The organism is Micromonospora sp. NBRC 110009 (assembly GCF_030518795.1).
Classification (GTDB): domain Bacteria; phylum Actinomycetota; class Actinomycetes; order Mycobacteriales; family Micromonosporaceae; genus Micromonospora.
The window spans coordinates 3,775,468-3,792,484 of sequence record NZ_CP130427.1; the positions used below are offsets into that span (position 1 = coordinate 3,775,468).

The 17,017-nt window shown below is 73.9% G+C and carries 20 protein-coding genes and 1 riboswitch; of the genes, 13 read left to right on the top strand and 7 right to left on the bottom strand.

The window, feature by feature from the left end:
• Together era and Q2K19_RS18135 are read left to right on the top strand one after the other, a co-directional pair.
• Entirely contained in the window at window positions 1-903 is a 903-nt protein-coding gene (era, locus tag Q2K19_RS18130) for a GTPase Era (protein ID WP_302772604.1), read from the top strand.
• A gap of 189 nt (window positions 904-1,092) precedes the next feature.
• Window positions 1,093-2,259 carry an acyltransferase family protein gene (locus Q2K19_RS18135; RefSeq protein WP_302762479.1) on the top strand — a complete coding sequence of 389 codons (1,167 nt, stop codon included), beginning with the start codon at window positions 1,093-1,095 and terminating at the stop codon, window positions 2,257-2,259.
• A 35-nt stretch (window positions 2,260-2,294) separates the two neighbouring features.
• On the opposite strand, the gene Q2K19_RS18140 is transcribed toward Q2K19_RS18135, so the two are convergent.
• Window positions 2,295-3,092, bottom strand: coding sequence for a DUF4097 family beta strand repeat-containing protein (locus Q2K19_RS18140; RefSeq protein WP_302762480.1), 798 nt, complete (start codon window positions 3,090-3,092; stop codon window positions 2,295-2,297).
• A 102-nt stretch (window positions 3,093-3,194) separates the two neighbouring features.
• On the opposite strand from Q2K19_RS18140, the gene recO reads away from it, so the two are divergent.
• From recO to Q2K19_RS18165, 5 genes are all read left to right on the top strand, one after another.
• Complete coding sequence (gene recO, locus Q2K19_RS18145) at window positions 3,195-4,070, top strand: DNA repair protein RecO (RefSeq protein WP_302762481.1); 876 nt, start codon at window positions 3,195-3,197, stop codon at window positions 4,068-4,070.
• An 8-nt stretch (window positions 4,071-4,078) separates the two neighbouring features.
• Complete coding sequence (locus Q2K19_RS18150) at window positions 4,079-4,879, top strand: isoprenyl transferase (RefSeq protein ID WP_302772606.1); 801 nt, start codon at window positions 4,079-4,081, stop codon at window positions 4,877-4,879.
• A 69-nt stretch (window positions 4,880-4,948) separates the two neighbouring features.
• Window positions 4,949-5,134, top strand: coding sequence for a hypothetical protein (locus Q2K19_RS18155; protein WP_091269936.1), 186 nt, complete (start codon window positions 4,949-4,951; stop codon window positions 5,132-5,134).
• A gap of 140 nt (window positions 5,135-5,274) precedes the next feature.
• Window positions 5,275-5,499 carry a thioredoxin reductase gene (locus Q2K19_RS18160; RefSeq protein ID WP_302762482.1) on the top strand — a complete coding sequence of 75 codons (225 nt, stop codon included), beginning with the start codon at window positions 5,275-5,277 and terminating at the stop codon, window positions 5,497-5,499.
• Window positions 5,496-6,263, top strand: coding sequence for a pirin family protein (locus tag Q2K19_RS18165; protein ID WP_302762483.1), 768 nt, complete (start codon window positions 5,496-5,498; stop codon window positions 6,261-6,263). Before Q2K19_RS18160 ends, Q2K19_RS18165 begins: the two co-directional genes overlap by 4 nt.
• A gap of 66 nt (window positions 6,264-6,329) precedes the next feature.
• Here the strand turns inward: Q2K19_RS18165 and gndA are convergent, their stop codons facing one another.
• Both gndA and Q2K19_RS18175 read right to left on the bottom strand, forming a co-directional pair.
• Complete coding sequence (gndA, locus tag Q2K19_RS18170) at window positions 6,330-7,772, bottom strand: NADP-dependent phosphogluconate dehydrogenase (RefSeq protein ID WP_302762484.1); 1,443 nt, start codon at window positions 7,770-7,772, stop codon at window positions 6,330-6,332.
• A 108-nt stretch (window positions 7,773-7,880) separates the two neighbouring features.
• Window positions 7,881-8,177 (bottom strand): MTH1187 family thiamine-binding protein, encoded by a 297-nt coding sequence (locus Q2K19_RS18175; RefSeq protein ID WP_302762485.1) that lies wholly within the window; start codon window positions 8,175-8,177, stop codon window positions 7,881-7,883.
• 239 nt (window positions 8,178-8,416) lie between these two features.
• Between Q2K19_RS18175 and Q2K19_RS18180 the strand changes: the two genes are divergently transcribed.
• On the top strand, window positions 8,417-8,659 hold the full coding sequence (locus Q2K19_RS18180) for a hypothetical protein (RefSeq protein WP_302762486.1): 243 nt from the start codon (window positions 8,417-8,419) through the stop codon (window positions 8,657-8,659).
• 97 nt (window positions 8,660-8,756) lie between these two features.
• Here Q2K19_RS18180 and Q2K19_RS18185 read toward each other — a convergent pair whose 3' ends face one another.
• The gene (locus tag Q2K19_RS18185) at window positions 8,757-9,446 is read right to left on the bottom strand and encodes a hypothetical protein (RefSeq protein ID WP_302762487.1); all 690 of its coding nucleotides are present in this window, start codon (window positions 9,444-9,446) and stop codon (window positions 8,757-8,759) included.
• A 155-nt stretch (window positions 9,447-9,601) separates the two neighbouring features.
• Between Q2K19_RS18185 and Q2K19_RS18190 the strand changes: the two genes are divergently transcribed.
• Window positions 9,602-10,801, top strand: coding sequence for a sensor histidine kinase (locus Q2K19_RS18190; RefSeq protein ID WP_302762488.1), 1,200 nt, complete (start codon window positions 9,602-9,604; stop codon window positions 10,799-10,801).
• Window positions 10,798-11,448 (top strand): response regulator, encoded by a 651-nt coding sequence (locus Q2K19_RS18195; RefSeq protein WP_302762489.1) that lies wholly within the window; start codon window positions 10,798-10,800, stop codon window positions 11,446-11,448. The genes Q2K19_RS18190 and Q2K19_RS18195 overlap by 4 nt, the downstream gene beginning before the upstream one ends.
• 9 nt (window positions 11,449-11,457) lie before the next feature.
• Here Q2K19_RS18195 and Q2K19_RS18200 read toward each other — a convergent pair whose 3' ends face one another.
• From Q2K19_RS18200 to Q2K19_RS18210, 3 genes are all read right to left on the bottom strand, one after another.
• Window positions 11,458-12,258 carry an energy-coupling factor transporter transmembrane component T family protein gene (locus tag Q2K19_RS18200; RefSeq protein WP_302762490.1) on the bottom strand — a complete coding sequence of 267 codons (801 nt, stop codon included), beginning with the start codon at window positions 12,256-12,258 and terminating at the stop codon, window positions 11,458-11,460.
• The gene (locus Q2K19_RS18205) at window positions 12,255-13,670 is read right to left on the bottom strand and encodes an ABC transporter ATP-binding protein (protein WP_302762491.1); all 1,416 of its coding nucleotides are present in this window, start codon (window positions 13,668-13,670) and stop codon (window positions 12,255-12,257) included. The genes Q2K19_RS18200 and Q2K19_RS18205 overlap by 4 nt, the downstream gene beginning before the upstream one ends.
• Before the next feature lie 100 nt (window positions 13,671-13,770).
• The gene (locus Q2K19_RS18210; protein ID WP_302762492.1) at window positions 13,771-14,355 is read right to left on the bottom strand and encodes an ECF transporter S component; all 585 of its coding nucleotides are present in this window, start codon (window positions 14,353-14,355) and stop codon (window positions 13,771-13,773) included.
• Between the two features lie 74 nt (window positions 14,356-14,429).
• Window positions 14,430-14,536: riboswitch (TPP riboswitch) on the bottom strand.
• A gap of 116 nt (window positions 14,537-14,652) precedes the next feature.
• Between Q2K19_RS18210 and Q2K19_RS18215 the strand changes: the two genes are divergently transcribed.
• From Q2K19_RS18215 to Q2K19_RS18225, 3 genes are all read left to right on the top strand, one after another.
• Window positions 14,653-15,477: an alpha/beta fold hydrolase gene (locus tag Q2K19_RS18215; RefSeq protein ID WP_302762493.1), complete on the top strand. Its 825-nt coding sequence runs from the start codon at window positions 14,653-14,655 to the stop codon at window positions 15,475-15,477.
• Window positions 15,478-15,592: 115 nt separating this feature from the next.
• Entirely contained in the window at window positions 15,593-16,342 is a 750-nt protein-coding gene (locus Q2K19_RS18220; protein WP_302762494.1) for an SIS domain-containing protein, read from the top strand.
• Between the two features lie 149 nt (window positions 16,343-16,491).
• Window positions 16,492-16,995 (top strand): DUF6328 family protein, encoded by a 504-nt coding sequence (locus tag Q2K19_RS18225; protein ID WP_302762495.1) that lies wholly within the window; start codon window positions 16,492-16,494, stop codon window positions 16,993-16,995.
• Window positions 16,996-17,017 lie beyond the last annotated feature (22 nt).

The following is a 17,017-nucleotide window of genomic DNA, read 5'->3' on the forward strand; positions in this document are numbered from 1 at the left end:
GTGCCGGACCCGGAGGAGCCGCGCCCGTACCGGGCCGGTTTCGCCTGTTTCGTCGGACGGCCGAACGCCGGCAAGTCGACGCTGACCAACGCGATCGTCGGCACCAAGATCGCGATCACCTCGAACAAGCCGCAGACCACCCGGCACGTCATCCGGGCGGTGCTGCACCGGCCGGAGTCGCAGCTCGTCCTGGTCGACACCCCCGGCCTGCACCGGCCCCGGACCCTGCTCGGCGAGCGGCTGAACGACCTGGTGCGGGAGACCTGGAGCGAGGTCGACGTGATCGGCCTCTGCATCCCGGCGAACGAGCCGATCGGCCGCGGCGACCGGTTCATCACCGGCGAGCTGGCCAGCCTGAAGGCGACCGTGCTGGCCGTGGTCACCAAGACCGACCTGGTGGACCGGAAGCGGCTGGCCGAGCAGCTCGTCGCGGTGAGCGAGCTGGCCGACTTCGCGGACGTGGTGCCGGTGAGCGCGGTCTCCGGGCACCAGGTGGACACGCTGGTCGACGTGATGACCGGCTACCTGCCCGAGTCGCCGCAGCTCTACCCGGACGACATGCTCACCGACGACCCGGAGCAGGTGCTGGTCGCGGAGCTGATCCGCGAGGCCGCCCTGGAGGGCGTCCGGGACGAGCTGCCGCACTCCATCGCCGTGGTGGTGGAGGAGATGATCCCGGAGGGCGGCAACCTCACCAAGATCTACGCCGACGTGTACGTCGAGCGGCCGAGCCAGAAGGCGATCGTGATCGGCCACCGGGGCAGCCGGCTCAAGGCGGTGGGCACCACCGCCCGCCGGCAGATCGAGGAGCTGCTCGGCACCCGGATCTACCTGGACCTGCACGTCCGGGTCGCCAAGGACTGGCAGCGCGATCCGAAGCAGCTGCGCAAGCTCGGTTTCTGACCGTACGTCCGCACCGCCGGCCCCGGATCCCGGGGCCGGCGGTCCGCGTTCCGGGGTCCGGACGGCTGGTCGGAATCAGCCAGCTTTATGGGAAGTTTCACTTTTGACCCCCGCCTGTGAACCGTTTCGTCGCGCCGGGTCGGAGGGTAGGGGAACGTGGAACCCGCCCCCGGACATAGATGCAGGCTGATGCGAAACCGATACCTTGACCTGCTCCGCTTCCTGGCCATCGTCCGAGTCGTCGTCTATCACGTGACGGGCTACGCCGCGCTCACGCTGGTGTTCCCGGCCATGTCGGTGATGTTCGCGCTCGCCGGCTCGCTGATGGCCGCCTCGCTGGACCGGACCGGGGTACCGGCGGTGCTGCGCCGGCTGCGTCGCCTGCTGCCGTCGCTCTGGGTGCTCGCCGCCATCTTCGTGCCGGCCATGCTGCTCACCGGGCTGCCGCTCACCCCGAAGGTGCTGCTCTGGCTCTTCCCGGTCAGCGACCCGCCGGCCAACTACTGGGGCGGCCTGGCCCTGAGCCCGATCTGGTACCTGCGGGACTACCTCTGGTTCGTGCTCGCCTCGCCGCTCGTCCTCTGGCTGTTCCGGCGGGCCCCGCTGCCCACCCTCCTCGCCCCGTACGCGCTGCTCGCGACGATCGAGTTCGGCATCTTCCCGGACGCCCCAACCGTGCTCCGCGAGTTCGGCCTGTACTTCGGCGCCTGGCTGCTCGGCTTCGCCCACCACGACGGCCTGCTGCGCCGGATGCGCAACCGGGTGCTGGTGCCCACCGCGCTGGTCCTCGGCGCCGCCGGCCTGTCCTGGATCTTCACCCACCCCGGCCCGCGCGGCTACGACCTGAACGACATCCACCTCGGCAACGCGCTCTGGTCCGCGGCGTTCATCCTGGTGGCGATCGGCCGGGCGCCGGCCGAGGCGGCCTGGGTCGACCGCAACCGGGTGCTGAGCCGGGCGGTCACCGTGCTGAACCGGCGCGCGCTCACCATCTACATGTGGCACATGCCCTTCGTGGTGGCGCTCACCCCGCTGGTCGGCCTGGTCGGCTGGTCGCCGCGCTACCCGCTCGGCCTCGCCATCCGGGTGGTGCTGGTGTTCGCGCTCGTCGGTGTGGTCACCCTGCTGGTCGGCTGGGTGGAGGACATGGCCGCCCGGCGTACCTCGGAACTGGTCCCCGGCCGGGCCCGGCGGACGCTGGCCGAGCGGGCGGCGGCCGCCCCCGCCAGCCCCGCCCCGGCCGGCGCCGAGACCGAGCTGGTCGCCGCCGGCGCGGGAGCCGCCCGTGCCGCCGCCCCCCACATCCCCGCCCCGCGCATCCCCGCCCCCGCCGACCACGCCCCCAGAGGGGCCTGATTCCGTGCCTCAGCGCGGATCTTGGGGCGGGTGGGTCAGCGCCGGATGATGGTGACGTTGCCGCTGGTGGTGGCCACATCCAGCAGCAGGGACGCGGTCGGGTCGTCGCGTACGCCGCCGAGGTCGGTGTCGCCGGACTGGGCGCTCGCGCGCACCTGGTACCGGTCCTCGGGCACGGCCAGGTCGATGTCGCCGCTGGCGGCCCGCAACCGCACCGGGGCCGGCTGGTCCAGCTCGACGGTGACGTTGCCCGAGGTGACCTCCGCGTCCACCGCCGCGACCAGCCGCCGCGCGTCCACGTTGCCGGAGGTGGCCCGCAGCCGGACCGCACCGGCGGCGTCGACCACCTCGATGTTGCCCGAGGTGGTCGCGGCGCGGACCTCGCCGCGCGCCCCGCTCACGCTGATGTCACCGGAGCGCAGGGTGTAGTCCACTGTGCCGACCTGCACCAGATCGACGTTGCCGGAGCTGCTCTCGCCGCGTACCGCGACGCCCTCGGGGGCGGTCACCTCGTAGGAGACGCTGCACCGGGGGCCGCAGTCGGTGTCGAGGACCAGCTCCTCGCCGCTGATCTCGTAGCGGGTGTCGGGCTGCGCGCCCTGGTAGCGGACGACCCGCTTGATCCGCACCTGCGGCGCGGTGCCGGAGGCGTGGACCGTGACGTCGCCGGAGCCACCGGGGCGGACCGTGATCCGGGTGATCTTCACGGCCTCGGTGTTGTCGTAGTCGAGCCGGCGGAACGACAGGGTGTCACACCCGGCGAGGAGGATCAGGGTGGTTGCCGCGCCGACGGCGACGGCGCTCCGGTGTGCAGCCTTGGGGTGTGCAGCCATGGTGAGCACCGTAGGACCGGTCGGCCCGGCCGCACATCGGGGTTTGTCCGTTGGTCCACCCCGAACCGACCCTGAGATCGCACCCCGAGGGAGAATGACCGAGTGGCCGGATACCGCCGACAGCTCTACCGCGACGACGCGGTGGTGCTGCGCGTGCAGAAGCTGGGCGAGTCCGACCGGATCATCACCCTGCTCACCCGCCGGCACGGCCGGCTGCGCGCGGTGGCCCGCGGCGTACGGCGCACCACCAGCAAGTTCGGCGCCCGGCTGGAGCCGTTCGGGCACGTCGACCTCCAGCTCGCCGGCGACCCCAAGGGCAACCACGGCAGCTCGCTGCACACCATCAGCCAGGTCGAGGGGATCGACCTCTACGGCAAGCGGTTCCTCGGCGACTACCCCCGCTACACGGCGGCCAGCGCGATCGCCGAGACCGCCGAGCGGCTCACCCCGATCGAGCGGGAGCCCTCGCTGCGGCTGTTCCAGCTCACCCTCGGCGCGTTGCGCTCGCTGGCCCGCGGCGATCACGCCACCACGCTGGTGCTCGACGCCTACCTGCTGCGCGGGATGGCGTTCGCCGGCTGGGCGCCGGCGCTGACCGCGTGCGCGGTCTGCGGCACCCCGGGAAAGCACCGGGCGTTCTCCGTGCCGGCGGGCGGCGCGGTCTGCCCGGACTGCCGCCCGCCCGGCGCGGCCCACCCCGCCCCGGCCACCATCGACCTGATGTCCGCGCTCACCACCGGCAACTGGGCGTATGCCGACGCCACCGAGACCGGCGTACGCCGGGAGTGCAGTGGCCTGGTCGCGGCGCACCTCCAGTGGCACCTGGAACGCGCGCTACGCTCGCTGCCGCTGGTCGACCGGGGTGCCCCGGCGTCCGGCGCGGTCCCGCCGCCCGGCGGCGCGGGGCCGGGTGTGGTCCCGCCGCGCACCGGCGCCGGGCCCGCCGCCGCTGGTGTGAACAGGGAGATGACCGAGTGATCCGATCGATGAGGGCCGGCCGGCGCGAGCCGGTGCCACCGACCCCGCACCCCTCCGGCGCCCGGCCGCCGGCGCTGCCGTCCGACGCGTTGCCGAAGCACATCGCCGTGGTGATGGACGGCAACGGCCGCTGGGCCAAGGAGCGCGGGCTGCCCCGCACCAAGGGTCACGAGCAGGGCGAGCACAGCCTCTTCGACACCATCGAGGGCGCCATCGAGATGGGCATCCCCTACCTGTCGGCGTACGCCTTCTCCACCGAGAACTGGCGCCGCTCGCCGGACGAGGTCCGCTTCCTGATGGGCTTCAACCGGGACGTCATCCGGCGCCGCCGCGACCAGCTCGTCGACCTGGGCGTCCGGGTGGTCTGGTCGGGCCGGGCCGGGCGGCTCTGGAAGAGCGTCATCGCCGAGCTGCAGACCGCCGAGGAGATGTCCCGCGGCAACTCGACGCTGACCCTCCAGTTCTGCGTCAACTACGGCGGCCAGGCGGAGATCGCCGACGCCGCCGCCGCGATCGCCCGCGACGCGGCGGCCGGCCGGATCGACCCGGGCAAGGTCACCGAGAAGACCATCGCGAAGTACCTCTACCACCCGGAGGTCCCTCCGGTGGACCTCTTCCTGCGCCCCTCCGGTGAGCAGCGCACCTCCAACTTCCTGCTCTGGCAGACCGCCTACGCGGAGCTGGTCTTCCTCGACACCCTCTGGCCGGACTTCGACCGCCGCCACCTCTGGTACGCCTGCGAGCTCTACGCCCAGCGGGACCGCCGGTTCGGCGGCGCGCTGCCCAACCCGGTGGCCCCCGAAGTCTGAGGTCAGGCTTACCGAAGCGATGTGCTGGGTACGAATACGGACAGCAGACGATCGCGGAGGTGAACCCACATGATTCAGAAGCGGATCGCGCAGTGGGCGGTCATGGCGGTCGCCGTGCCGCTGGCGGCGGCCGGCGCGCGCCGGCTCAGCCACACCCTGGAGGCCCGTCGCGGCCCGACCGGGGTCAGCCGACTGCTCACCAAGGGCGCCGACATGCTCCGGCCGCAGAAGGCGAAGCGCCGTCGGTTCTGGTGACGCGACGGCCCGCCGCAGCGTCGCGGTGGACCGTTCCGCGGGCGCCCCGCATCCGGCTTTTCGGCCGGGGGCGGGGCGCCCGCGCGTACGATCGGGCGCAGGGCGCGCCGCCGGGACGCGCCCGCCACGGGGGTGGAGGAATGCACGATCTCCGGTACAAGATGATCATGGCGTTGAACGCGGCCGACCTGGGCGACCCGATCTGCGAACAGGTCGCCGAGATCTGCGCGGAGATCGCCGAGCAGCACTGCGCCGAGCTCGGGCACCAGCCCGCGGTGCGCTCCGGCGAGATCGCCGAGCTGGGGGCCACCGGCGAGCCGGCGCTGACCTGGGCCCCCGTTGAGACCGGGCAGCGTGCCTGGTGACGGGGGTCGCCCCCGCTCCGGCGGTGGACGTCCGCCGGTCCGCGGACCGATTTCACACCCGGCTCTCCTGGCTCGATTCGAAGCACTCCTTCTCGTTCTCCCGGCACTATGACCCGGCCAACGTTCATCACGGCCTGCTGCTGGTCAACAACGACGACGTGGTGCACCCGGGCACCGGCTTCGAGACCCATCCGCACGTCGACATGGAGATCGTCACCTGGGTGCTGCGCGGCTCGCTGGTGCACCAGGACTCGACCGGCCACTCCGGCGTGATCTATCCCGGGCTGGCCCAGCGGATGAGCGCCGGCACGGGCATCCTGCACTCGGAGAAGAACGACTCCTGGCGGCTGGAGGGTAGCGCCCCGCACAGCGATCCGGTCCACTTCGTCCAGATGTGGGTGCTCCCCGACGAGGAGGGTGTCGACCCCGGCTACGAGCAGCTGGAGATCGGCGATGAGCTGCTGCGCGGCGGACTCGTCCCGGTCGCGTCCGGCATGGACCGGTACGACGGCGCCTCCGCCATCCGGATCCGCAACCGGTACGCCACCCTGCACGCCGCCCGGCTCGCCCCCGGCGACGAGGTGAACCTTCCCGACGCGCCCTTCCTGCACCTCTACGTACCCAGCGGAGCGGTGAGCCTCGAGGGGCACGGGCGGCTCGGCGAGGGGGACGCGGCCCGGATCACCATGACCGGTGGCCAACGGGTGTCCGCCAGCGAGCCGGCGGAGATCCTGGTCTGGGAGATGCATGCCACCCTCGCCTGATGTCGCCGCGACGGCACGCTGAGCCGATGTCCGGCCAGCGTCGCAGGCCCGTCGGGCGGCTGCGCCTCACGCCTCCACTTCGGAGCGGTCGCCCGCCCACAACGTGTGGAACGACCCCTCTCGGTCCACCCGCCGGTAGGTGTGCGCCCCGAAGTCGTCCCGGAGGCCCTGGATCAGCGCGGCCGGCAGCCGCTCCGCGCGCAGGCCGTCGAAGAAGGCCAGCGACGACGAGAAGGCCGGGGCCGGCACGCCCGCCCGGGCCGCGTCGGCCACCACCCGCCGCCAGGCCGGCACCCCGGCGTTGACCCGGTCGGCGAACCACGGGGCCACCAGCAGCGTGGGCAGCTCCGGCTCGGCGTCGTACGCCTCCCGGATCCGGTCCAGGAAGCGGGCCCGGATGATGCAGCCGCCCCGCCAGATGGTAGCGGTGCCGCCCAGGTCGATGTCCCACTCGTACTCCCGGCTGCCGGCCCGGATGTGGTCGAAGCCCTGCGCGTACGCGACGATCTTGCTGGCCAGCAGCGCGCGCCGGACGTCCTCGACGAAGGTCTCCCGGTCGTCGACCTGCCACTTCTCGCCCGCGTCGGGGAAGGCGCGGCGGGCGGCCGCCCGCTGGTCGGCGTGCCCGGACAGCGACCGGGCGAAGGTGGCCTCGGCAATGCCGGTGATCGGGATGCCCAGGTCGAGCGCGCTCTGCACGGTCCACCGGCCGGTGCCCTTCTGCTCGGCCTGGTCGAGCACGACGTCTACGAAGGGGCGGCCGGTCGCCGCGTCGGTGTGCGCCAGCACGTCGGCGGTGATCTCGATGAGGAAGGACTCCAGCTCGCCGCCGTTCCACTCCCGGAAGATCTCCGCGAGCTCCGCCGGGCTCGCCGACAAGCCGGCCCGCAGCAGGTCGTACGCCTCGGCGATGAGCTGCATGTCGGCGTACTCGATGCCGTTGTGGACCATCTTCACGAAGTGGCCGGCGCCGTCCGGGCCGATGTGCCGGCAGCACGGGACGCCGTCCACCTGCGCCGCGATCTTTTCGAAGATCGGGCCGAGCTTCCGGTAGGACTCGGCCGAGCCGCCCGGCATGATGCTCGGGCCGTGCAGCGCGCCCTCCTCGCCGCCGGAGACGCCGGTGCCGACGAAGTGCAGCCCGTGCCCGCGCAGCGCCTCCTCCCGGCGGCGGGTGTCGGCGAAGTGCGCGTTGCCGCAGTCGACCACGATGTCCCCCGCCTCCAGCAGCGGAACCAGTTCGTCGATCACCGCGTCGGTGGGGGCACCCGCCTTCACCATGACGATCACCGCGCGGGGCCGCTCCAGCGAGGCGACGAAGTCCGCGAGGGACTCCGACGGCACGAAGGCGCCCTCGTCGCCGTGCTCGGCCATTAGGCGGCGGGTGCGTTCGGGCGAGCGGTTGTGCAGCGCCACGGTGAAGCCGTTGCGGGCCAGGTTCCGGGCCAGGTTGCGGCCCATCACCGCCAGCCCGGTGACCCCGATCTGCGCCGTCGCCTGCTCTGCCATGCGTACCGCCACCTCTCCTCGGGCTGCCCGTGCTGCGACCGTATCGCGGCCGGTGCGGGGCCGGGCCCGGACGTCGACGCCGGGTGAGGCTGCGGTGGCGGCGTGTCCTCAGCCCTCCGCGAGGCGGGCCTCGACGTGGGCGACCTTCGCGGTCATGGCGTCGGTGACCCCGGGACGGAGGTCGGCCTTGAGCACCAGGCTGACCCGGGGCGCCTGCGCGGCGACCGTGTCCACCGCCCGCTTCACCACGGCCATCACCTCGTCCCAGTCGCCTTCGACGGTGGTGAACATGGCGTCGGTCCGGTTGGGCAGGCCGGACTCGCGGACCACCCGGACGGCGTCGGTGACCAGGTCGCCGACGGACTCACCCACGCCGAGCGGGGTGATCGAGAACGCGATCAGCATGCCGCCGATCGTGCCAGTAATTCGGCTGCGGGTGGCGGCGGCGATGGGTTAGCGTGCCGGTATGCGTAACTGACGCCCCTCTTCCGAGCCCCGGTCCGCCGCCCTTCGCGCTGCGGACCCGTCCGCTCCGGGCGTCCGCATCCTCCGCCGCCGTCATCGCGTCGTCTCTCCTGATCGGACCGCCCAGGGCCTGCCCGCTCGCCGCGCCACCCGGCGCCCAGACAGTCAGGAGGCAGCGTATGCCCGCCAAGCGCAATCCGAAGAAGTCCCGCAAGGTCTCGTCGACGCCGGCCCTGGTGGACGTCACCCCACCGGACCTCGACATGGTCCCGCCGGTCACCGTGCCGGCGTCGACCCGGCCGGCGGCGACGCCCGCCGCGCCACCGAAGGCCGGCCCGCCGCCGACCGGCCAGGACGCCCGCTTCGCCGGGCGCGGCCAGCGTGCCGGCCAGACCCGCCGGTACGCCTTCCGTCGCAGCTGACCGGGCCGGTCCGTCCGGCTCGGCAGTCGACCAGCCTCGGGTGCGGTTGTGGCAGCTCCGGCCACCACAGCCGCACCCGGAGCGGGTGACCCCGGGGTCAGGCGTGGGCGGTCGCCGGCGCGGCCGTCTCGACCGGCGTGGCGACCGATCGCTCGACGCCGAGCGCCAGGCCGGCGAACCCGGCGACCATCAGCACGCTCACCGCGACCTTGACCGGGACCCCCTCGGTGGTCAGGTCCAGCACCTGGCCGGCGGTGAGGACCAGCGGGACCCAGAGCGCCACCAGCCGGGCCCGCCAGGCGCCGAAGGCGAGCACCAGGAGGCCGACCAGCCAGCCGAGCAGCCACGCCGCGAACGAGGCCAGCACGAACGGGTCACCGTCGAGGGCGTTCGTCACCGGCCGCGCCGCGTCGGCGTCGACCCCGCCGGCGGCCAGCGCCCCGAAGAAGGCGTTGTACTGCCAGAGGTGGACGGCGGAGAAGTAGAGCCCGAGCAGCGCCGTGGCCCCGCCGACGGTGGCCGCCACCGGCTTCCGTCCGCCCAGCACGGCGGCCAGCCCGAGGGTCGCCGGCAGCAGCACCAGGTGGGCCAGGGCGAACAGGACGGTCTCCACCCGCCACGCACCGAGGTTGCCGGCGGCCACCGCCACGTTGCCGGCGCTCTCCGACACCTCGTCGGGGAACATCACCCAGTAGAAGGCGTTCGCCACGCCGTACAGCAGGCCGCCTGCGAGCAGGGCGACCGCCGTGGGCCGCCGGCCCCACTGCCGTCCGGTCCGGTCATCCATCTGAATCTCCCTCCGAGAAGCTGTGCGAGGGACGCTAGGAGGCCGGACGGGCCAGGTCGTCGGCCGCGAAGTTGATCCCCGGGTGGAGCGCCGGCCGCCGTCGCTACACCCGTGGGTGGACGCGGAACTCCGCCCGCCGTGGATACCCTGCCGGCATGTCAGCCGTCCTCCGCCTGCGGGCCCGGTGGCGCGAGGTGGCCACCACGCTCGCCGGTGCCGCGCTGCTCGCGTTCGGTCTGGCCGAGCTCTACGTCCCGCTGGCCGGCTACGTGGCGGGGCAGGGGCCCGACCTGGCCGCGCTCTCCACCGGCTGGCTCGCCGTGCTCACCGTGCTGCTGGTGGGCTACGTCCTCGCGGTGGCCGGCTGCACGGCGTACCCGCGGGCGGCCGCCGTCCTCGCCGGTGTCTGCTTCACCGCGCAGAGCTTCACGCCCGTGCTGCCGGAGTGGCCGGTCGTGCCGCTGCTGGCGCTGCTCGCCGCCGGCTTCGGCTGTGTCGCTGTGGGCGGCCGGGCCGCGCCGGCGGTCGCCGTGGTCGGTTACCTCGTGCCGCTCGGGATCGAGAACGCCATGGCCGGTGATTCCGACTGGGCGTTCATCCTGTTCGTCGGGCTGGCCGTGTTCGGCCCCGGGTACGCGGTGCGGATGCGGCGGGCCCAGGCGCAGCGGCTGGTCGCGCTGGCCGCCGAGCGCGAGGCGGCCGCCCGGACGGACGAGCGGCTGCGGGTGGCCCGGGAGCTGCACGACATCGTCTCCCACGGGGTCTCGGTGATGGTGCTGCAGGCGGCCGCGGCGCAGGCCGTGCTCGACTCGGACGCCGGTCAGGCCCGCGCGTCACTCGACGCCGTGCAGGACGTCGGCCGCGAGGTGGTCACCGAGCTGCGCCGGCTGCTCGTCATCCTCCGCGGCGCGGAGGCGGCCCCGGAGGGGCTGCCGTCGCTGCGCCGGATCGACGCGTTGACCGCCGGGGTACGCCTCGCCGGCGGCCGGGTCGAGGTGACCGTCACGGGTGACCTCGGCACGATCCCCGCCGCCGCCGACGTCAGCGGGTACCGCATCCTCCAAGAGGCGCTGACTAACGTCGCCCGGCACGCGCCGGGCTCGACCGCCCGCGTCTCGATCGAGGTGGCCGGCGACGCCGTCCGGCTGGCGGTCGTGGACGACGGGGCGCGGCCGGCGCGGCGGAGCACCGGCACCGGTCACGGGCTGACCGGCATCCGGGAGCGGGCGGAGCTCTTCGGCGGCACCGTCACCGCGGGTCCGCTGCCGCCGGGTGGCTTCGCGGTACGGGTCGAGCTGCCCTTCGACGCCGAGGCGTCGACGGCCCTGCTCGCCCCGACCGGGGGCGGCCGGTGACCCGGGTCCTGATCGCCGACGACGAGGCGCTGGTGCGCGGCGGCCTCCGCCTGATCCTCACGGCACAGCCCGACATCGAGGTGGTCGCCGACGCGGCCGACGGCGCGGAGGCGGTGCTGCTCGCGAGCCGGTTCGTGCCGGACGTGGTGCTGATGGACATCCACATGGCACCGCTGGACGGGATCGCCGCGACCGAGCGGATCCTGGCCGCGCGGAGCGAGACCCGCATCATCATGCTGACCACCTTCGACCTCGACGAGTACGTCTACCGGGCGCTGCGCGCCGGCGCCTCCGGCTTCATGCTCAAGACCACCCCGCCCAGGGAACTGGCCGACGCGGTACGCACGGCGGCCCGGGGCGACGCCCTGCTCTCCCCGTCGATCACCCGTCGGCTGATCGACCACTACACCGCGACGGCCACGGTCGCCGGCAATCCGGGCCTGATGGAGCTGACCGCCCGGGAGACCGAGGTGTTGCGGATGATGGCGCTCGGCCTGTCCAACCGGGAGATCGCCGGCCGGCTCTTCGTCGGGGAGGCCACCGTGAAGACGCACGTGAACCGCATCTTCGCCAAGCTCGGGGTGCGGGACCGGGTGCAGGCGGTCGTGCTGGCGTTCCAGAGCGGGGTGGCCCGGCTCGGGCGGTAGCGGGCGGCGTCAGCCGATGAGCGGGCGGAAGGTGCCCAGCACCACGCTGACCGTCAGCGCCGCCCCCGCCAGCGCCACCGCACCGCCGACCAGCAGCGCGTCCGCCCGGTCGAAGCGCTGCCGCCGGGCGACCGTACGCGGGGTGCCGGCGTCGAAGCCGCGGGCGTCCATCGCCACGGCCAGCCGGGTGCCCCGCCGGATCGCCCCGACCAGCAGGGCGAACGCCGTGGAGACGAAGAGCCGCAGCCGGACCAGCGGGTTGCGGCCGGCGTCCACGCCCCGGGCCCGCCGGGCCATGCTGATCATCCGCCACTCCTGTTCGAGGAGCGGCACCAGCCGGAACGCGGCCAGCGCGCCGATGGCGAACCGGGCCGACGCCTTCGCGTTCTGGATCAGCGCGTCGGCTAGGTCGGTGGCGTCGGTGGTGGCGAAGACGATGATCCCGGGCAGTGCCACCGCGAGCATGCGCAGCACCAGGCCCAGCGCGGTGACCAGCACTCCCTGGGTGATCAGGACCGGGCCGGCCTCGACCAGCACCGGGCCGGACCGGTCGGCGGCGAAGAGCACCAGGGTGACCAGGATGCCGCCGGCGCCGGCCAGCAACGGCCAGGCCCGCCGGGCCAGCACCCGGTAACGGACGCCGAACAGCGGCAGCACGGCCAGTTCGACCGCGATGGCGATGGCCGGGGCCACCGGGTCCAGGGTGGCGATGAGGATGAACGAGAAGAGCAGCGCCGCGGCCAGCTTCGCGACCGGGTTGCGCCGAGCCAGCGGCGCCCCGGACCCGGCGACCGGCTCCACCGCGATCATGCCCGCTCCAGGGTGACCGTGCGATCCGCGAGGGCCGCGACGAAGTCCGGGTCGTGGGTGACCGTGACGACGCCGTGGCCGGCGTCGCGCAGCTCGGCGAAGAGGTCGACCAGCTCCAGCCAGGTCCGCCGGTCCTGCCCGAAGGTGGGTTCGTCGCAGATCAGCAGGCGGGGCGCGGTGGCCAGGGCGGTCGCCACGCTCAGCCGCCGCGCCTCGCCGCCGGAGAGGGTGTACGGGTTGGCCCCGGCCAGCCGGGCCAGGCCGAGCCGGTCCAGGAGCCGGTCGACGGTGGCGCGGACCGCCGGCTCCGGCTGGCCGGTCCGGCGCGGGCCGAGCGCCAGTTCGTCGCGGACGGCGCCGGTGACGAACTGGTGCTCCGGGTCCTGGAAGACCGAGCCGATCCGCCGGGCCAGGGCCGGCGCCCGCCAGCGGTGCGGGGGAGTGCGGGCGTCCCGGCCGGCCAGCGCCTCGGTGGCGGTCACCGTGCCGGTGCCCGGGCGGAGCAGGCCGCCGAGGAGCAGCGCCAGGGTGGACTTGCCGGCGCCGTTCGGGCCGAGGACGGCGAGCGCTTCCCCGGCGCGTACCTGAAGGTCGGTGGGGGCCAGCCGGGGCGGCAGGCCGAGCCGGTCGGCGGTGAGCAGCCGGTCGCCGGGCGGCGCGGCGGCGTGCCGCGGCGGCACGGTGCGGCCGGGCACCCAGACGCCGGCCGCGGCGAGCGCTTCGCCGTGCACGGCGAAGACCGCCTCCGGCGGCCCGTCGGCCCGCACCCCGCCGCCGGCCTCGAGCACGACCACCCGGTCCACCAGCGGCAACGCCTCGGCCACCCGGTGCTCGACCAGGATCAGGGTGGTGTCGGCGTCGAGGGCGTCCGCGACGGCCCGACGGATCAGGGTGGCGCCGGCCGGGTCGAGGTTGGCGGTGGGCTCGTCGAGCAGCAGCAGCCCCGGGCGCAGGGCGAGCGCCCCGGCCAGCGCGAGGCGCTGCTGCTCGCCGCCGGAGAGCGCCGCGGTGGGCCGGTCCCGGTGGTAGGGGAAGCCGACCCGGCGCAGCGCCTCGTCCACCCGTGGCCAGATCTCCTCGGCGGGTACGCCCCGGTTCTCCAGCCCGAACGCGACGTCGTCGCCGCAGCGGGCCATCACCAGCTGGCTCTCCGGGTCCTGGAAGAGGATGCCGACCCGTTCCCGGGCCTTGCGCGGGTCGAGCCCGTCGATCTCGACGGTGCCCTCCTGCTCGCCGGAGTCCTCCGGCAGCAGGCCCGCGAGCGCCGCCAGCAGCGTGCTCTTTCCGGCCCCCGAGGGCCCGAGCAGCAACACCCGCTCGCCCGGCTCGACGCGCAGGTCCACCCCGCGCACCGCCCAGCCCTTCCGCCCGGCGTGCCGCCAGCCGAACCCGCGCAACTGCACCGCGCTCACCGCGCCACCCCCTTCCGTCCGTTGATCATGAAGTTGGCGGCAGTTTCAGAGGTCCACATCACCGTCAACCTCATGATCAACAGGACGAGCGTGGTGGTGGTCAGACCGTGGCGCGCTCGCGGCCGGCGGGGAAGCGGTCGAGGACACCCGTGTCGGCCAGGGCACGGGTGAGGGCGACGCTGCCCAGGCCGGCGATGACCGTGGCGCTGACGATGGTCAGCAGGGCGTACGGGATGCGGTAGCTGACCAGGTCGGTGGCCTTGTTCCAGTAGACGAAGTCGAAGATCGCGGCGGTCAGGCCGGTGAGCGCGCCGGCCAGCAGGGCGGCCGGCAGCCGGTAGGAGCGGTAGCGGAACGCGGCGAAGGCCAGCTCGGCGCCGACGCCCTGCATCAGCCCCTGGACGATGACGATGCCGCCCCACTGGCTGCCCAGCAGCGCGGAGACGATCGCCGCCACCAGCTCGCAGTAGAGCGAGGCGCCGGGCTTGCGGATGACCAGGCCGCCGAGGACGGCCGGCACCAGCCAGACGCCGTAGATGAGGGTCTGCGCCGGCGGGAAGAAGGCGAAGGCGGCGTCGGTGGCGCCCCAGACCAGGCCCCAGGCCCAGAAGATGACGCCGAAGGCGACCGCGATCACCGAGGCGACCACGATGTCGATGGTGCGCCAGCGGTTGTTGTTGTCCATTGGTGAACTCCCAGTTCTGCAGGGCGAACCAGGAGAAGACGCACGCCGCGTCCGGATCACCGGACGGCGGCGCGGCTGGAGGTCGACCGAACTCCCTGCGCTGGCATTACCCAGATCAGGTTCGAGGGTCTGCGGGCACCGGCCCGCACTCTCAGCGCTGTGCGCTCCCCTGTCGGATGTGAAGTTGTCTCTGTCAGACGCTAACACCAGGTCACCCATCCGGGGGAGGGGGTATGCCCCCGGTGCCCGGACCGTCGGCCCCGACGCGGGGTCGCCCGGCTGGGTAGGCTGCCGATCATGCGGGTCGACGCGCGAGGTCTGACGTTCGAGGTACGCACCGGCGGCCCGGAGGGCGGCGAGCCCGTCCTGCTGCTGCACGGATTCCCGCAGCACGGCGGCGAGTGGGACGACGTGGTGCCCGCGCTGCACGCCGCCGGCCTGCGCACGTACGCCCTGGACCAGCGGGGCTACTCGCCGGGCGCGCGGCCGACGGCGGTCGAGGCGTACCGGATCCCGGAGCTGGTGGCGGACGCCGCCGCCGTGCTCGACGGGCTCGGGGTGACCTCCGCGCACCTGGTCGGCCATGACTGGGGCGCGATCGTGGCGTGGGGCCTCGCCGCGGCCCACCCGGAGCGGGTCCGGACGCTCACCGCGGTCTCGGTGCCGCACCCGGCGGCGATGGGCCACGCGCTGGCCACCGACCCGCAGCAGAAGGCCCGCTCCTCCTACATCGCGCTGTTCCGCAGGCCGGGCAAGGCGGAGAAGGTGCTGCTGGCGTTGCGTGCCGCCACCCTGCGCCGGATGCTCGGCGGGGTCGGCGACGCCGCGCGGGTGGCCCGGTACGCCGACCCGATGCGCGAGCCGGGCACGCTGACCGCCGCGCTGAACTGGTACCGGGCCATGTCGGGGGCGGACATGAAGGCCGTCGGGCCGGTGGCCGTGCCGACCACCTTCGTCTGGAGCGACCGGGACATCGCGATCGGCCGGACCGCCGCCGAGGCGTGCGCCACCCATGTCGTCGGCGACTACCGCTTCGTCGAGCTCAGCGGCGTCACCCACTGGATCCCCGACGAGGCGCCCGGTCCGCTGGCCGAGGCGATCCTCGCCCGGGTGGCCGGGTGATCGCCGCGGTGCGGCTCGGGCCGGTCGGCGCCGGGACCGGGCGGTTGATGAGGCAGCGGGCGGCGGTCGACTTCGCGGTGGACTGGCTGGCCCGGAACCGACGGACGGAGGCAGCATGACGGTGAGCGCTGAGGCGTACCTGGCGGTGGTGACCGAGACGATCGGGCGGGTGGCCGCCGGGCAGCGGGACAACGTGGGCCGGGCGGCCGACCTGCTCGCCGAGTCGCTGCGCGCCGGCGGCGTCGTCCACGCGTTCGGCACCGGGCACTCGGAGGCCCTCGCCATGGAGATCGCCGGCCGGGCCGGCGGGCTGGTCCCGACCAACCGGATCGCCCTGCGCGACCTGGTGCTGTACGGCGGTGAGCCGGCCGACGTGCTCGGTCCCAAACTGGAACGCGAGCCCGCCGTGGCGCACCGCCTCTACGAGCTGGCCCCGGTCCGGCCGCAGGACGTCTTCGTGCTCGCCTCCAACTCCGGGGTGAACGGCGCCATGGTGGAGTTCGCGGCCATCGTCAAGGAGCGGGGGCACGGCCTGGTGGCGATCACGTCGGCGGCGCACTCCGCCCGGATGACCTCGCGCCACCCGTCCGGGCGCAAGCTGGCCGACTTCGCCGACGTGGTGCTGGACAACGGTGCCCCGTACGGCGACGCCACCCTGCCGCTGCCCGCCGGGGGCGCGGTCGGCGCGGTCTCGTCGATCACGGCGGCGCTGCTGGCGCAGCAGATCGTGGCGGAGGTGGTGGCCCGGCTGCTGGCGGCGGGGGAGCGGCCCCCGGTCTACCTGTCGGCCAACATCACCGGTGGCGACGAGCACAACGCGGAGCTGGAGGCCCGGTACGCCGGCCGGATCCGCCGGGGAGCGTGAGCGCGAGGAGCGAGCCGGGTTTGCGAGCCCCGCAGTCGCGAACGAAGGGCGGCACCGGGAACCGGTTTCCCGGAAAGCCGGACCGGGCACAAGCGTTGCTGCCGACGGGTGACCCCCGCCGGCAGTAGCGTCTTCCGGGGGGGTACTGCGTGTCCAGGGAAACCGAGAAGCAGCGCTGGCAGCGCAACTTCGCCGACCTGCTCCAGGAGCTGCGGGTGGCGCAGACCGGCGTGCAGATCCTCTTCGCGTTCCTGCTCACGCTGCCGTTCAGCAACGGCTTCACCCGGACCACGCCCTTTCAGAAGGACGTCTACATCGTCGCCCTGCTCTCCGCCGCCGCGGCCACCGCGATGATCATCTCGCCGGTGGCCTTCCACCGGGCGCTGTTCCGGCAGGGCCGAAAGCCGGAGCTGGTCCGCTTCGCCCACCACATGGCCACCGGCGGGCTCGCCGTCATGCTGATCTCGATGGTCAGCGCGGTCCTGCTCATCACGGACTTCGTGCTCAGCCGGCCGCTCGCCGTCGTGCTCTCCGCGGCCACCGCGCTCTGGTTCCTGACGTTCTGGCTGATCCTGCCGTTCGGTCGCCGCAACTGGGGTGAGGACGACATCGACGACGAGGACGACGATCCCGCGGTGCTGCCCGGCGACTGACCACCCCGGAACCGCCAAATCG

Excerpts from the sequence above, each read along its gene's own strand:
- Q2K19_RS18135 (WP_302762479.1), top strand. The coding sequence starts at position 1,093 with ATGCGAAACCGATACCTTGACCTGCTCCGCTTCCTGGCCATCGTCCGA.
- Q2K19_RS18140 (WP_302762480.1), bottom strand. The coding sequence starts at position 3,092 with ATGGCTGCACACCCCAAGGCTGCACACCGGAGCGCCGTCGCCGTCGGC.
- Q2K19_RS18150 (WP_302772606.1), top strand. The coding sequence starts at position 4,079 with ATGAGGGCCGGCCGGCGCGAGCCGGTGCCACCGACCCCGCACCCCTCC.
- Q2K19_RS18155 (WP_091269936.1), top strand. The coding sequence starts at position 4,949 with ATGATTCAGAAGCGGATCGCGCAGTGGGCGGTCATGGCGGTCGCCGTG.
- Q2K19_RS18160 (WP_302762482.1), top strand. The coding sequence starts at position 5,275 with ATGCACGATCTCCGGTACAAGATGATCATGGCGTTGAACGCGGCCGAC.
- gndA (WP_302762484.1), bottom strand. The coding sequence starts at position 7,772 with ATGGCAGAGCAGGCGACGGCGCAGATCGGGGTCACCGGGCTGGCGGTG.
- Q2K19_RS18175 (WP_302762485.1), bottom strand. The coding sequence starts at position 8,177 with ATGCTGATCGCGTTCTCGATCACCCCGCTCGGCGTGGGTGAGTCCGTC.
- Q2K19_RS18180 (WP_302762486.1), top strand. The coding sequence starts at position 8,417 with ATGCCCGCCAAGCGCAATCCGAAGAAGTCCCGCAAGGTCTCGTCGACG.
- Q2K19_RS18185 (WP_302762487.1), bottom strand. The coding sequence starts at position 9,446 with ATGGATGACCGGACCGGACGGCAGTGGGGCCGGCGGCCCACGGCGGTC.
- Q2K19_RS18190 (WP_302762488.1), top strand. The coding sequence starts at position 9,602 with ATGTCAGCCGTCCTCCGCCTGCGGGCCCGGTGGCGCGAGGTGGCCACC.
- Q2K19_RS18200 (WP_302762490.1), bottom strand. The coding sequence starts at position 12,258 with ATGATCGCGGTGGAGCCGGTCGCCGGGTCCGGGGCGCCGCTGGCTCGG.
- Q2K19_RS18210 (WP_302762492.1), bottom strand. The coding sequence starts at position 14,355 with ATGGACAACAACAACCGCTGGCGCACCATCGACATCGTGGTCGCCTCG.
- Q2K19_RS18215 (WP_302762493.1), top strand. The coding sequence starts at position 14,653 with ATGCGGGTCGACGCGCGAGGTCTGACGTTCGAGGTACGCACCGGCGGC.
- Q2K19_RS18220 (WP_302762494.1), top strand. The coding sequence starts at position 15,593 with ATGACGGTGAGCGCTGAGGCGTACCTGGCGGTGGTGACCGAGACGATC.